This is a genomic window from Streptomyces sp. NPDC030165 (genome assembly GCF_055573595.1).
Window position 1 is genome coordinate 174,791 of sequence record NZ_JBVIBD010000006.1, and the last position, 14,251, is coordinate 189,041.

9 protein-coding genes are annotated in these 14,251 nt (G+C 70.1%); 6 read left to right on the top strand and 3 right to left on the bottom strand.

Annotated features, from left to right (window positions below):
- Positions 1-210 precede the first annotated feature (210 nt).
- The gene (locus ACZ4Z1_RS13905; protein ID WP_468486805.1) at positions 211-3,207 is read right to left on the bottom strand and encodes a discoidin domain-containing protein; all 2,997 of its coding nucleotides are present in this window, start codon (positions 3,205-3,207) and stop codon (positions 211-213) included.
- A gap of 203 nt (positions 3,208-3,410) precedes the next feature.
- Between ACZ4Z1_RS13905 and ACZ4Z1_RS13910 the strand changes: the two genes are divergently transcribed.
- The 5 genes from ACZ4Z1_RS13910 to ACZ4Z1_RS13930 all read left to right on the top strand — a co-directional run bounded on the left by ACZ4Z1_RS13910 (position 3,411) and on the right by ACZ4Z1_RS13930 (position 10,626).
- Positions 3,411-4,241 (top strand): ATP-binding cassette domain-containing protein, encoded by an 831-nt coding sequence (locus tag ACZ4Z1_RS13910; protein ID WP_468486806.1) that lies wholly within the window; start codon positions 3,411-3,413, stop codon positions 4,239-4,241.
- A complete protein-coding gene (locus tag ACZ4Z1_RS13915) occupies positions 4,213-6,543 on the top strand; it encodes a YhgE/Pip family protein (protein ID WP_468486807.1) in 2,331 nt (776 codons plus the stop codon). Before ACZ4Z1_RS13910 ends, ACZ4Z1_RS13915 begins: the two co-directional genes overlap by 29 nt.
- Positions 6,540-7,244, top strand: coding sequence for a TetR/AcrR family transcriptional regulator (locus ACZ4Z1_RS13920; protein WP_468486808.1), 705 nt, complete (start codon positions 6,540-6,542; stop codon positions 7,242-7,244). Before ACZ4Z1_RS13915 ends, ACZ4Z1_RS13920 begins: the two co-directional genes overlap by 4 nt.
- Positions 7,245-7,465: 221 nt before the next feature.
- On the top strand, positions 7,466-9,274 hold the full coding sequence (locus ACZ4Z1_RS13925; RefSeq protein ID WP_468486809.1) for an NAD-dependent malic enzyme: 1,809 nt from the start codon (positions 7,466-7,468) through the stop codon (positions 9,272-9,274).
- A 428-nt stretch (positions 9,275-9,702) separates the two neighbouring features.
- Positions 9,703-10,626 carry a nitroreductase/quinone reductase family protein gene (locus tag ACZ4Z1_RS13930; protein ID WP_468486810.1) on the top strand — a complete coding sequence of 308 codons (924 nt, stop codon included), beginning with the start codon at positions 9,703-9,705 and terminating at the stop codon, positions 10,624-10,626.
- A 278-nt stretch (positions 10,627-10,904) separates the two neighbouring features.
- Here the strand turns inward: ACZ4Z1_RS13930 and ACZ4Z1_RS13935 are convergent, their stop codons facing one another.
- Positions 10,905-11,837 (bottom strand): DMT family transporter, encoded by a 933-nt coding sequence (locus ACZ4Z1_RS13935; protein WP_468486811.1) that lies wholly within the window; start codon positions 11,835-11,837, stop codon positions 10,905-10,907.
- Between the two features lie 215 nt (positions 11,838-12,052).
- Here ACZ4Z1_RS13935 and ACZ4Z1_RS13940 point away from each other — a divergent pair, with 215 nt between their 5' ends.
- Positions 12,053-13,015 (top strand): LysR family transcriptional regulator, encoded by a 963-nt coding sequence (locus ACZ4Z1_RS13940; RefSeq protein WP_468487021.1) that lies wholly within the window; start codon positions 12,053-12,055, stop codon positions 13,013-13,015.
- 144 nt (positions 13,016-13,159) lie between these two features.
- Here ACZ4Z1_RS13940 and speB read toward each other — a convergent pair whose 3' ends face one another.
- Positions 13,160-14,146: an agmatinase gene (speB, locus tag ACZ4Z1_RS13945; protein WP_468486812.1), complete on the bottom strand. Its 987-nt coding sequence runs from the start codon at positions 14,144-14,146 to the stop codon at positions 13,160-13,162.
- Between the last annotated feature and the right edge of the window lie 105 nt (positions 14,147-14,251).

Here is a 14,251-nt window from a genome sequence, read left to right on the forward strand (position 1 = left end):
TCACTATCGGTCCAGACCAGTGACCAGATCATTGACTGTGTCAAGAAAGAACGGCTCAGACTGTTCAGACGGCCCAGTCTGTCCAGACCGTTCGGACGGCCCAGAGGCTCAGACGGCCCGGATCGCAAACGTCGTCGGTCCGGGCCGTTCCGGCAGAAGCCGACGAGAAGCCGGCGAGGGAGACTTCGAACCGCCTCGGGGCTACTTCGGCTACTTCCCCGACGCCGGGTCCGCGGCCTTCCGCACCGTCAGCTCCGCGAGTCCGGGACGCTGCCCGCCCTTCGCCGCCTCCGCGCCGCGCACCGTGAGCCGTACGTAGCGGGCCGTCGTATGCCCGTCGTACCCGGTGCCGTACCAGTGCTTACCGTCCGCCGAGACCTGCGCCACGTACGAGGCGGGCTCGCCGCCCTTCCAGCGCGGGGTGATCTGCCCGATGCGCGAGGGCTTTCCGAGGTCGACGGTCAGGGTGCCGTCGGGGCCGTCCGGCACCCAGGAGGTGGCCGCGTTGCCGTCCACCGCGGCGCCCGCGTACATACCGGGCTCCTGCGATGTGGCCCGCGCCGTCGTGCACCGGGCCGCGTTGTCCGTCGCCGCGAGGTCGGGACGGCGGGTCTTGAGCGTCAGCGGTACACCGCGGCTCACCACCCGCTCGCCCTCCGGCGACTCGACGCGCATCGGCGCGCCGGCCGTCAGCCGCACCGTCGTGCCGTGCGCGCCGATCTCCACGTCGTACGTACGTCCCTGCCAGCGCAGCCCGCGCAGCGTGACGCCGTCGGACAGCTGCGGCGGCAGCATCGGGTCCAGGTGCACGCGGTCCTCGCGGATCCGCAGTCCGGTCAGACCGTTGGTGAAGGTCTGCAGGAAACCGCCCTTGCCGGTGAGGAAGTCCTGCGCGGGCGATCCGGCGTGCGGGTCACCGGCGCCCGCCTTGTCGCCGCGCGCCTCGGAGAACTGGTGGAAGGCGCCCCGGACGAACGGCTTGATGGAACGCATCATGTACGTGTACGTCGAGCAGCCCGGCTCACCGGCTCCGGCGGCGGCGACGGCGTGCACCGAGTCGGTCATGGCCGGGCCGTCCGGGTCGGTGAGCCCGGCGTAGTGGTCCAGCGTGCCGACCTTGTCGCGCTGCGACATCGGCCATTCCAGCGGATACATGAGCAGCACGGTGTCGGCCTGTTTGATCATCGTGTTCTTGTAGCCGTCGTACTGCTTGAAGACGTTGTTCTTCGCGTCGTACGGGATGCGGATGCGGTCGGCGATGTCCTTCCAGGCGGCGGGGGCCGACTGCCCGAGGAGCGCGGCGGCGCGTCCGGCGTTGCGCAGCGCGGTGACCGCGCCGGCGTTGGTGAAGACGCCGTCGTTCACGCCGTTGCTGTATTCGTCCGGTCCGGCCACATTTTTGATCGAGTAGCTGCCGTCGGTGTTACGGGTGACGCGGGACGCCCAGAATTCCGCGATGCCCTTCATCACCGGCCAGCCGCGTTCGCGCAGCCAGGTGGTGTCCTTGGTGGCGAGGTAGTACTGCCAGGCGGCCAGGGAAACGTCGCCCATCAAATGGTTCTGGGTCTTGCAGTGCGGCGGGTCCCAGCTGTGGCACTCGTTCCAGAGGTCGCCCTTGCTGCCGCTGGTCCACGGGTAGAACAGTCCCTTGTAGCCCAGTTTCTTTGCGTTGGCGGCGGCCCCGGCCCGGGTCTTGTAGCGGTAGTCCACGACGGACTTGGCCAGCCCGGGGTGGGCGGCCAGCAAGCCCGGGTACATCCAGGTCTCGGCGTCCCAGAAAATCTCGCCCGCGTAGTTGTCGCTGGTCAGACCGGCCGGGCTGATGCTATTGCTGCTGCCGGCGCGGGTGCTGGACAGCAGCCCGTACTGCGCCGCGCGCACCCACGACTGCAATTCCCGCTGCCCGCGCCCCTTCACCTCGACGTCGCTGCGCCACAGCTTCTGCCAGGCGGCGGCGTGCTTCCGGTACAGCGCGTGCCAGCCCCGGTCCGCGGCCCGCTGCGCAGCGGCGGTCGCGGCGGCGCGCGGAGTACGGGAGGTGAGGGCGGTGTCGACGCCCACGTACTTGGTGAGCTCGTAAGAGCGTCCGGCCTGTACGGGGAACGTGACGCTCTGCTGGTTGCTCAGATCCTTCGCCGCTCCCGCGCGCCGCGTCGTGGCGTGCTGTGAGCGGATCTGCGAGCCAGGGCGCAGGGCTGAGGCGAGCGCGCCGTCCGTATGCGTGCCGTCCGTACGGAAGGTCACGTCCATCGTCCGGCCGCCCGGCCGCGCGCCACCGCCGGTCTGCGTCATACGGCGCGCGCCGCGCCCGTCGAGGCGGTCGGTGACGGTGGCCTGGCCGCCCCAGTGCGGCGTCATGCGCAGCCGTACGGCGCCGTTGTGCGCGCTGGTGCGGTCGGCGAGGACGTCGTACACGAGGTCGGTGGCGCGGCCGTCGCCGGCCGTCCACGTCAGCGACGTACGGACCAGGCCGCAACGGATGAACTGCGTCTGGCGGTAGTTCGATATGCGGCCCGCAGGGGTCGACGAGTCGAAGGTCTGCGGGCGGCCGCCGGCGGCGGTGACGTCGAGGCCGGTCCAGGTCGGCAGCGCGGCGATGGCCTGGCGGCCCTCCAGCTTCTCCGGGCCGCGTGCGTACAGGCCGGAGACGAAGGAACCGTCGTAGCGCGGCGTCTTCAGCGGCCAGCCGGTCGTCTCGCCGGGGGCCGAGTAGCCGGTGCCGTTGGGGGCTATGCGCTGGCCGAGGTAGCCGTTGCCGACGAAGGCGTGGTGGCCGTCCTTCGGGTCGATGCGGGTGGCGGTGGGGGTCCAGCCGTCGCCGTCGTCCGTGGCGGGACGTTTCGCCTCGGAGGATTCGGAGGATTCGGAGGGCCGGGAAGGATCTGAGGGTCCGGAGGGCCCGGAGAGCCCGGACGGCTTTGCGGCGGAAACCTCCGTCCCCGAGGGCTGCACGCCAGAACGTTTCCGCTCGGGCAGCTTCGCGCTGAGACGTTCCAGGTCCTGCGGCGCGCAGGAGGCGCTGGGCGACTGGGCGGACTGCGTGCCCGACTGCGCCGCCCCTGAGGACGCCGCCGTGGAGGCGGTCGACGCGGTCGCCGCCGTCGAGGCCTGCGCCGTCCGGGTGGATGCCGACGCCGATGCCGGTGGCAGCGTCGTGACGAGGGCCCCCGCGAGGAGCGGGGCGATCAGTTTGGCCGAGTGAGTCATCGGTCTCCGTCGCAAGTGTCACCGATGCGGCCGCGCGCACAGCACCACGAACCACACCGAGAACATCACCAACAAACGCCCCAAAAGCATCGGAGCGCCCCACCCGCCACATGACGGAGTTCACAGGATCGCGTGCTGATTGGTCAATAGGCCGCTCCATACGGCACACTTTTAGACTGACCAGTCAGAACAAAGGAGGGGCCGTGGACACCACCCGCCAGGGGGCGGCGGTCAACGCCAGGGGAATCGGAGTAAAAGGCCCGCGGGGATGGGCGTTCAGAGACGTCCACATCACCGCGGACCCGGGTTCGCTGATCGCCCTCGAAGGACCCTCGGGCTCCGGCCGCACCTGCCTCCTGCTGGCACTCACCGGCCGTATGCAGCTCGCCGAGGGCCACGCCACGGTCGCCGGCTTCCCCCTCCCCAAGCGCATGGGTACGGTGCGCAGCCTCACGGCCATCGCGCACGTCCCCGGGATCGCCGACCTGGAACCGGCCCTGACCGCCGGTGAACACCTGGAGGAACAGGCCCTGTTGGGGCGCCGGATCACCGGTTCGCTCGGTGCCCGGCTGCCCTGGGGCCGCCGCTACAAGGAGGCGACGAAGGCCCGCGTCGAGGCGGCGCTGACCGCCGTCGGCCTCGACCCCGCCACCCTGCCCAAGGGGCTGCGTACGGCCGTACGGGACCTGGAGCGCATCGAGGCGCTGCGGCTCTCGATCGCCCTGGCCGTCATGCACGGCCCGCGGCTGGTGGCCATCGACGACGTCGACCTCAAGCTCTCCGAGGACGAGCGTTCCCAGGTCTGGCAGATGCTGCGGGACCTGGCCCTGAGCGGCACGACGGTGGTGGCAGCGGCCAGCACCGCCCCGGCCGACGCGATCGTCGTCCGTACTGCCCCGGCGGCCGCGCAGCCCGGCACGAAGGCGCCCGCCGCCGCGTCCGCCCCCGCCACTTCGACCACCGGCACGTCCGGTACGACCGACATCCACGAGGAGGAAGCAGCCCATGCGCTCGCCGAAGCTCGCCGCGCTTGAGCTCAAGCGCTTCGGCAGGGGCAAGCTCCCCCGGCTGGGCCTCGTCGCCCTGATGCTGATCCCGCTGCTGTACGGGGCGCTGTACCTGTGCTCGTTCTGGGACCCGTACGCGAACCTGGACAAGATCCCGGTCGCGCTCGTCAACGACGACAAGGGCGCCACCGCCGACGGCAAGAAGATCCAGGCGGGCGACCAACTCGTCAAGAACGTCAAGGACAGCAACACGTTCAACTGGGAGGAGGTCAGCTCCGCCGACGCCGCGAAGGGCGTCGAGAACGGTACGTACTACCTCTCCCTGACCGTCCCGGAAGACTTCAGCGAACGGATCGCCTCCAGCTCGGGCGACCACCCGGAGACGGGCGCGCTCCAGGTCCGCACGAACGACGCGAACAACTACATCGTCGGCTCGATCTCCAAGACGATCTTCTCGGAGATCCGCGCGAAGACCTCGGCGAAGTCGTCCCGGGAGTTCTTCGACAAGATCTTTGTGTCGTTCTCGGATCTGCACGACCAGACCGCGAAGGCCGCGGACGGCGCCGGCAAGCTCGACGACGGCCTGGGCAAGGCCAAGGACGGCACGGACAAGCTCGCCGACGGCCTCGGCACCGCCAAGGACAAGAACGGCGAGCTGACGGACGGGCTGGGGAAGCTGGACAAGGGGTCCGGTGACCTGAGCAAGGGCGCGGGGACGCTGCGCGACAAGACCGGTGAACTGAGCCAGGGCGCGGGTGCGGCGAACAAGGGGGCCAAGGACCTCAACGCGGGCCTCGCCACCGCCAGCGCGAAGGGCAAGCAGCTCAGCGACGGCGCCGGCCAGGTGGCTGCGGGCACCAAGCAGCTCGCCGACAAGGTCAACGGCATCGCCAAGCAGGATCTGCCTTTCCTGAAGGCCCACAGCAAGGAGATCGCCGACAAGGCTCGCGTCGTCGCCGATCTGAGCAAGGCCCTCAACGACGACCTCGGCAAGCTGCCGGGGAACTCCGCCAAGGCTGCCGCCGAGGCACGGAAGAACGCCGAGGACGCCAAGTCCCTCTACCAGGAGAGCTGCGGTGGCGCCTCCACCGGCAAGGCCGACTGCGCGAAGCTGAAGGGCATCGCGGCGGGCACCGCCATCGCCGCCGATGCGGCGGAAAAGGTTGACGGAGTCATAGCCAAGCTGGACCTCCAGCACCTCCGTACGAAGCTCGGCGAGCTGCACCAGGGCGCCCAGATGGTCGCCGACAAGGCCCCGGGCATCGCCGGCAACGCCGAGAACGCGATCCGTCAGATCAACGAACTCAACGCCGGCGCTCAGAAGGTCTCTCAGGGAGCCGGGCAGTTCGCCCAGGGCATCAACGCGCTCGCCGACGGCAGCGGAAGGCTGGCGAACGGTACGGGCAAGCTTGCCGACGGCAGTGGAAAGCTCGCCAACGGTGCCGGGGACCTCGCCAACGGCGCCGGTCAGCTGCATGACAAGCTCGGCGACGCCAAGGACGGCTCCGGCAAGATCGGTGACGGCCTCGGGCAGTTGGAGGACGGCGCGCTCGACCTCAAGGGCGGCATCTACAAGCTCAAGGACGGTTCCAACCAGCTGGCCGGCGGCCTGAACAGCGGCGTGGACAAGATCCCGGACTACGACAAGAAGGACCGCGACGCGCGTACCGACGTCATGTCCAACCCGGTCGAGCTGGCGTCGAAGTCGATGCACAAGGCGCCCAACTACGGCACCGGGCTCGCCCCGTACTTCATTCCGCTGTCCCTGTGGGTCGGCGCGATGGTCGCGTACATGCTGCTCGCGCCGCTCGGCAAGCGCGCGCTCGCCGCGGGGGCGCCGGGCTGGCGGATCGCGCTCGGGTCCTGGCTGCCGGCCTTCGCGATCGGCGTGGTGCAGGTGCTGGCCCTGATGGCCGTACTGCACTGGGGTCTCGGCCTGGAGATGGAGCGCGCGGGTGCCACCATCGGCTTCCTGTTGCTGGCGACGGCCGCGTTCACCGCGATCATCCAGTTCTTCGGCGCGCAGTTCGGCCCGGCGGGCCGCGTACTGACGCTCGTCGTGCTGATGCTTCAGCTGACGTCGGCGGGCGGTACGTACCCGGTGCAGACCAGTCCCGGATTCTTCGGTCTGATCCACCCGTTCCTGCCGATGAGTTACGTGGTGGACGGCCTGCGCCGGCTCATCACCGGCGGTGACCTGGGGATCGTGTGGCAGGGCTCCATCGTCCTGGCCGCGTTCACGGTCGGCGCGCTGGCGCTCACGTCGCTGACCGCGCGCAGCCGGCAGGTCGTGCGGATGAAGGACCTGCACCCGGAACTGAGCCTGTGAGCGTGCGGACCGCGCGCCTCGGCGGGCACGGAGGCGGCGTCGTTCGCGGCGCCGCCCCCGGCGCCGGGCCCCGAGCCGTCGCTCCGGCCCACGGGCCCCGCCGCGGCGCCACCCGGCGCAAGCTGTTCGACGCCGCGGTCACGCTCATCGCCGAGCAGGGCTTCTCCGCCACCACGGTGGACGAGATCGCCGAGCGCGCCGGCGTCGCCAAGGGAACGGTCTACTACAACTTCGCCAGCAAGAACGTTCTCTACGAAGAGCTGCTGCGGGACGGCGTCGACCTGCTCGCCGCCTCCCTCCAGGACGCCGCCGACCGGGCGGTACGGGCGGACGGCGGCACCCGGGTCGACGCGCTGGACGCGATGATCCGGGCGGGCCTGGACTTCATCGCCGGCTCGCCCTCCCTGACCCAGCTGTACGTCGCGGAACTGTGGCGTACGAACCGGGTCTGGCAGCCGACCCTCCAGTCCGTACGGGGCCGGGCGGTCGCCGTCGTCGAGGCCGTACTGCGGGACGCCATCGCCGTCGGCGAGCTGAGCGAGGAACTCGACGTTCCTCTGACGGCCTCCGCCCTTCTCGGCATGGTGCTCGTGGCGGCGCTGGACTGGCTGTCGTTCCAGCCGCACCGTTCGGTGGAGGACGTGCACGCGTCCCTGTCGCGGTTGGTTCAGGGCCGGGTCAGCCCCATGCGCCCGGATTGACAACGCTGACGCGTAAATGTTTCGGACGGAGCCCCGTCCCCGTGTCCACCGGATGCGGGGGCGGGGCTCTCGCGTGAAACTGGCCGGACGGGCGACGGACGAGGCAGCGTTGGAGGGACGAGGCTGCGTGGCTGAGTGGCGGAGGAGCGTACGGACGGCAGCGGTGAGCGGGGGACGCGGAAGCTGGGTGCACGGATATGGGCAGGTTGTCGCCACGAGTGATGAACGATCCGCTGACCAATCGCGGAACCGCTTTCACCGCCGCCGAACGTGACCGCCTCGACCTCGTAGGCCGACTGCCCGACGCGGTGCTCACTCTGGACCAGCAGGCGCGGCGCGCGTACGAGCAGCTGCGCCGCCAGCCCGGGGACCTGGCCGCGTACATCGATCTCGAGCAGCTGCACGACCGCAACGAGGTGCTGTACTACCGGCTGCTCACCGACCACCTGGCCGAGCTGCTGCCCATCGTCTACGACCCGACCGTGGGCGAGGCGATCAAGACGTACAGCCATGAGTACCGGCGTCCGCGCGGCGTCTTCCTGTCCATCGACCGGCCGCAGGACCTGCGCCGTTCGTTCGAGGAACTGGACCTCGCGCCGGACGAGGTGGACCTGGTGGTGGTCACCGACGCCGAGCAGATCCTCGGTATCGGCGACTGGGGTGTGCACGGCATCCAGATCGCGGTGGGGAAACTCGCGGTGTACACGGCGGCCGCGGGCATCGACCCCGCCCGCTGCCTGCCGGTGGTCCTGGACGTCGGCACGGACAACAAGACGCTGCTCAACGATCCGCTGTACCTCGGTGTACGGCACAGCCGGGCGCGCGGCGAACGGTACGACGCCTTCGTCGCCGCGTACCTGGACACGGTCTCGACGCTGTACCCGGACACGCTCCTGCATTTCGAGGATTTCGGCGCGGGCAACGCACGGCGCTTCCTGGAACGGTACGGCGAGCGGTACCGCATGTTCAACGACGACATGCAGGGCACCGGCGCCATCACGCTCGCCGCCGTCCGGTCCGCGCTGAAGGTCACCGGGTCGCCGTTCCGCGAGCAGCGCGTCGTGGTGTTCGGGGCCGGGACGGCCGGCGTGGGCATCGCCGACCAGCTTCGCGAGGCCATGGTCCGCGACGGCCTGAACAGCGAAGACGCCACCCGCCGTATCTGGCTCGTCGACCGGCCGGGGCTGCTGCTGGACGACATGGACGGCCTGCGCGACTACCAGCGCGGGTACGCCCGGCCCAGGGAGGAGGTCGAGGACTGGCGGGAGGGTGAGGATGACGCGCAAGACGCAATCGGGCCGCGAAGCACCACGGACGCACAGGACGGCACCGGCGGACGAGACGGCAACGGTGGGCACGGCACCGGTGGGCGGGACGGCAACGGTGGGCGGGACGGCAGCGATGGGCGAGACGGCACCGAAGCCCGAGGTGACGTCGACACGCAGAACGGCATCGGTCTGCTGACGACCGTACGGAACGTGCGGCCGACCGTTCTTGTCGGCACCTCGACCGTACGTGATGCCTTTACCCGGCAGGTCGTGCGGGAAATGGCCCGGCACGTCGAGCGGCCCGTCATCTTTCCGCTCTCCAACCCGACCGAGAAGATCGAGGCGATGCCGGCGGACCTGCTCCGCTGGACCGACGGCAAGGCTCTGACTACGGCCGGTATCCCGGTGGATCCCGTGGAGATCGACGGCGTCCGGCACGTCATCGGCCAGGCCAACAACGCTCTCGTCTACCCGGGGCTCGGCCTGGGCGTGGTGGTGTCGCGCGCAGAGCGGTTGACGCCCGGGATGCTGCTGGCCGCTGCCGACGCGGTCGCCGCCCAGGTTGACGGCGGCGGGCCGGGAGCGCCGCTGCTGCCACAGGTGGAGAATCTGCGGGCTTCTTCGGCTGCCGTCGCGGTCGCGGTGGTACGGGCCGCCGTTGACGAAGGGGTCGCGCGCGTGGCACCCGACGATGTCGTACAAGCGGTGCAGGACGCGATGTGGCAACCGGAGTACGGGAAAGCGTCGGCGTCACCCGGTTGACGAGCCGTCCGCCAATGGATCTAATGAAACGCGTGTGCGCGTGGCGTCAGCCAAAGAGCAGTGGGCCGGCCGGCAGTCGGGCGACACACCTTTCTTCAGGGACTACGTCATGAGTTCATACTCCGCAGGCCGGACCTGATCTTCGCGCGCCGAGTGCGCGCAGCGGCGTATCGCACGCACGGTCTTTCGCTCGGTCTTCCGGTTCCTGTTCGTGTTCTGGTGTGACTCTCCCGGCCCCGGGCGGGGATGAGGGCGAGGCTTGCGTGCGGTGACTGTCGCGCGCCGCGAGGGCGCGCTCCCCGCCGCACCCACCTTTCTTTCTTTTCACCTCACCGCGGTTGCGGCTGCCTTCGAGGTGGCGCGCCTCCGAGGCAGCGCCTGTCGAGGCGGCCGGCCCGTGGTGCACGATTCCGGAGAGCGACATCAGCATGTCCCGATCCTTCAACCAATCCGTCATCGAGGAGTTCCGTGCCAACGGTGGAAAAGTCGGTGGCCCGTTCGAGGGCAGTGACCTTCTTCTGTTGACCACCACCGGCGCCGTATCCGGAATGCCGCACACCGTGCCTCTCGGGTGCGTCCGCGACGGCGACCTGCTGCTCGTCGTCGGATCGAATCTAGGCGCGCCCGACCACCCCGACTGGTACCGCAATCTGCTCGCACACCCGCAGGTGCAGGTGGAGTTCGGTACCGAGGCGTACGAGGCGATCGCGGTGCCCACCGAGGGCGAGCGTCGCGACCGGCTGTTCGCGCGGGTGGTGAGTGTCGCTCCCGGGTACGGCGACTACCAGGCCAGGACGACCCGCACACTACCGGTCGTGGTGCTGGAGCCCGGCGAGCCCGAGTACGTGCCGTCGGACGGGGAGATGCCGAGTGCGGTCACCTCTTTCGCCGACAAACTCGTACAGGTCCACACGTGGCTGCGCGCGCAGTTGCGGCACGTACGCGACGAGGCCGAGGCCCACCTCGCGGCACGGGCGGCCCACCAGGGCCCGGGTGCGCCGCCGGCGCCGGGGCTCGGGCTGCAGATCCGGCAGCACTGCCTGGCGTTCTGCCAGAGCCTGGAGTTCCATCACACCGGCGAGAGCGCGCACATTTTCCCCGCCGTCGCCCGCCACCACCCCGAACTCCGCCCTGCCCTCGACCGGCTCCAGGAGGAGCACCGGACGATCGCCCGTATCCAGAACGACCTGCTCGCCCTCCTCGCGGACATCGGCGACGCCGACCCGAAACGTTTCCTCACCGACCTGGAGCGGATGTCCGACGAATTGCGGGCCCATCTCGACCATGAGGAGGAGACGTTGATTCCCGCGCTGGCTGACGTTCCGTGGCCGCCGCCACCGGCGACGGCGTGAGCGGGCGCGGCGGCTGACGGTGCTGTGGGGGCCCTGGGGGGCGCGGGTGAAATAGGTGTCCGCCTCGTCGACGCCGTACTCCTCAAGGGCCTGCTCCACACCGAACGGCGCTCCGATACGGAAGGGAATCGGCTGCCCGGCGTCCGGGCGGTACGCCCCCGGGCCGTCCACATGCAGCTCCGAGGCGGTGTCGTCCGGCCGGCACAACCCGTCGCGGAACGGCATGTCTTCGGCCTTCCAAAGGTCATCGAGCAGTCCCATGCCCCATCCCGCCGTAACTACGAATTCGAGGACCGCTGGATACGTTGTGCCTGCGAGCGCCTGGCCACTGCGGAACCACTCGTCCGAGCCTCGCCCCGCGCACACTCGACGTTCTCGGGCCGACGCCCCACGCCCCACACCACCAGGACGACCAGCACGCAGCCTGCCAATTGGGATACGGTGGGTCGTTCTCCGATCACCAATCCGAGGCCGATCGCCATGACCGGCTGGAGGAGCAGGAGCGCGGCACCGATGTTGGGTGCCAGGCGTGGGAGTGCGGGCGTCAGCAGCAGCCAGGCGAGCACCTGCCCGACGAGGGCCAGTACGGTCAGCCAGGCCCAGGCGCGTCCGTCGAGGGACAGGTCGATGCCTGTCCACACTCCGCCGAGCAGCGCGGCAGCGCCTGCGGCGGCCGCGGTGGACGTGCACACGGGGCCGACAGTGTGACCCTGTCCGCCGCCGAGACGCATCAGAAAGAGGTACCCCGCGTACGCGAAGCCGGCGATCAGACCGAACGCCGCGCCCGCCGCGGGGTCGCTGCCGCGCGCCGGAGCGCCGACGGCTCCACTGGCCAGTGCGACTCCCAGCAACATGACGGGAGCAGCGGCAACGAATCGCCGTGACACGGGAGTACCGGTGAAGAGCCTCGCCAGCAGCGGGAAAATGACAACCTGAACGTTGAGGATCACGGTGGCGACTGACGCTCCGACGTTGTGGACCGCCGCCGCCCAGAAGACGAAGTCGATGCCGAGCAGCAGGCCCGCGGCCAGGTCCAGGCGTAGCAGTCGCCACGCTCGCCGTCCGGCCGCCCGTCGTTCCGCGAACGTGGGCGGCACCAGCACGATCAGCGCGATGGCGCAGCGGAAGAAGGCCGCCGTCCCCGCGCTCGTACCGGACAGTTCGACGAAGACGGCGGACGCGGAGATGCAGAGACTGCCCGCGAGCACCATGGATATGGCTTTGGTTCCGGGTTTGGTTTTGGGTTCTGGTCTGCTGGGGGCGCCGCTCGGGGGTGTGGCCACATCGCGGGAGGCGCCCTGCCGAGACGCGTCGCTTCGAACCGTCATTTCTCCACCTTGACCCCCACCACTCATCAACAAAAGCGACGTTCAGTCACCACAACTCGGTACCTCTGCTTACGCATCGCTAGCCTGAACCTGTGCCTATGATCAACTTGGAGCGCTTGCGTGCCTTGGCCGCGGTGGACACCCACGGGTCCATCGCCCGTGCCGCGGAGGCCCTGCACATCACGCCGTCCGGTATGAGTCAGCAGCTCAGCAAGTTGGAGCGGGAGTGCGGACACCGCCTCTTGGAGCCGGAGGGCCGCAGCATACGGCTGACGCACGCCGGCCGTGTGCTGGCGGATCACGCGGCCGCGGTCATGGCACAACTGGCGGCCGCTGAGCGGGACCTGGCCGCCCTGGGTACGGAAGTCCTGGGGCCGCTACGGATCGGCGCCGTGGGCAGCGCCATCCGCACCCTGCTGCCTGCCGCGCTGGCCGCCCTCGCCGCGCGCCATCCGCGGCTCACCCCGTCGGTGCGTGACGGCGAGGTGGCCGACCTGCTCCCCGCGCTGCTGAACGGCGAAGTCGACCTGCTTCTCATCGAGAACTGGTCGAACCGGCCGCGGCACCTTCCGGAAGGCGTCGCCGTCCGCACGGTCGTCACGGAGGAGGCGCAGGTGGCACTGCACGCGGACCATCCGCTCGGCGGCCGGCCCGTCCTGCGGCTCGCCGACCTCGGCGGTGTCCCCTGGGCGGCCTGCCCGCCGGGGGCCGAACCGCGCGAAGCGCTCGTACAGGCTCTGCGTACGTACGGTGTCGAGCCGGAGATTCGTTACAGCATCGGTGACCACGCAACCCAACTCACGCTGGTGGCAGCCGGTCTGACCGCCGCGCTCATACCGGACGCGGCTCGGCAGCGGATACCGGCGGGCGTCCGCTGCGTACCGACGGATCCGCCGCTGCGCCGGCACGTGCAGGCGGCCTGGCGCCCTCGTACGGAAACTCCGCCCGTCCGCGCCTGTCTCGATGCCCTCGCGTGTGGGCCTGGACCGGCGGAATCTGCCACTGGGCCGGGAGCCGTCACCGGGGGAAATCGCGGGGGAACCACGAGGAGAACCGGATGAACGGTTGCGACGTGGGGTGAGTCACCCCGCCCGAACGGTGCCGGCCAACGCCGAAGAAGCGTTGGCCATCGCCCGTACGGAATTGGCACCCGAGTCCGTATGGCGTACGCACCCGGGTGGCCTGACGGCATGCCCGCCCCTTGCTCAGCCCTTGGACGCCGCGATCTGCCGGGACATGATCGTCGTCAGTTCGTATGCCGTGTGGGAGGCGGCCACCGACGTGATCTCCGCGTGGTCGTACGCGGGGGCGACCTCCACCAGGTCGGCGGAGACCAGGTTGCAGGAGGCCAGGCCGCGCAGGATCTCCAGGAGTTCGCGGGAGGTGAGGCCGCCGGCCTCCGGGGTGCCGGTACCGGGGGCGTGGGCCGGGTCCAGGACGTCGATGTCGATGGATATGTACAGGGGGCGGTCGCCGATGCGCTGACGGAGCTGGTCGGCCACCTCGTCGACGCCGCGGCGCATGACGTCGGCGGACGTGACGATGCCGAAGCCCATCTTCTCGTCGTCGTCGAGGTCCTTCTTGCCGTAGAGGGGACCGCGGGTGCCGACGTGGGAGAGGGCGGAGGTGTCGAGGATGCCTTCCTCGACGGCGCGGCGGAACGGCGTGCCGTGGGTGTACTCGGCACCGAAGTAGGTGTCCCAGGTGTCCAGGTGCGCGTCGAAGTGGAGCAGGGCGACCGGGCCGTGCTTCTTGGCCATGGAGCGCAGCAGGGGCAGCGCGATGGTGTGGTCGCCGCCCAGCGTCATCAGGCGGGCGCCGGTGTCCAGGAGGTCGTCGGCCGCGGCCTCGATGGTCTCGACGGCCTCGTTGATGTTGAAGGGGTTGGCGGCTATGTCGCCGGCGTCGGCGACCTGCGCGAGCGCGAAGGGGGACGCGTCCTGGGCCGGGTTGTACGGGCGCAGCAGGCGCGACGCCTCGCGGATGGCGTTGCCGCCGAAGCGGGCGCCGGGGCGGTAGGAGACGCCGGTGTCGAAGGGGACGCCGACCACCGCGACGTCGGCCGTGCCCACCTGGTCGAGGCGGGGCAGCCGGGCGAAGGTCGCCGGGCCCGCGTAGCGGGGGACGCGGGAGGAGTCGACGGGGCCGACGGGTTCCTGGGAGGCGCCGAATGCGGCGGATGCGGTGGTCATGGGGCTGAGCGTAGGCAGCTGCGGCCGGGGTGCCCATGGACATTTGTGATGATGTGGCGCCGGTCGATGGACATCACGTCCATGGGGCGGTGCTTCAAGGGACAA

Bases quoted from the DNA above. Each gene is read 5' to 3' on its own strand.
- ACZ4Z1_RS13940 (WP_468487021.1), top strand. From the start codon at position 12,053: ATGATCAACTTGGAGCGCTTGCGTGCCTTGGCCGCGGTGGACACCCAC.
- ACZ4Z1_RS13930 (WP_468486810.1), top strand. From the start codon at position 9,703: ATGTCCCGATCCTTCAACCAATCCGTCATCGAGGAGTTCCGTGCCAAC.
- ACZ4Z1_RS13905 (WP_468486805.1), bottom strand. From the start codon at position 3,207: ATGACTCACTCGGCCAAACTGATCGCCCCGCTCCTCGCGGGGGCCCTC.
- ACZ4Z1_RS13935 (WP_468486811.1), bottom strand. From the start codon at position 11,837: ATGGTGCTCGCGGGCAGTCTCTGCATCTCCGCGTCCGCCGTCTTCGTC.
- speB (WP_468486812.1), bottom strand. From the start codon at position 14,146: ATGACCACCGCATCCGCCGCATTCGGCGCCTCCCAGGAACCCGTCGGC.
- ACZ4Z1_RS13915 (WP_468486807.1), top strand. From the start codon at position 4,213: ATGCGCTCGCCGAAGCTCGCCGCGCTTGAGCTCAAGCGCTTCGGCAGG.
- ACZ4Z1_RS13925 (WP_468486809.1), top strand. From the start codon at position 7,466: ATGAACGATCCGCTGACCAATCGCGGAACCGCTTTCACCGCCGCCGAA.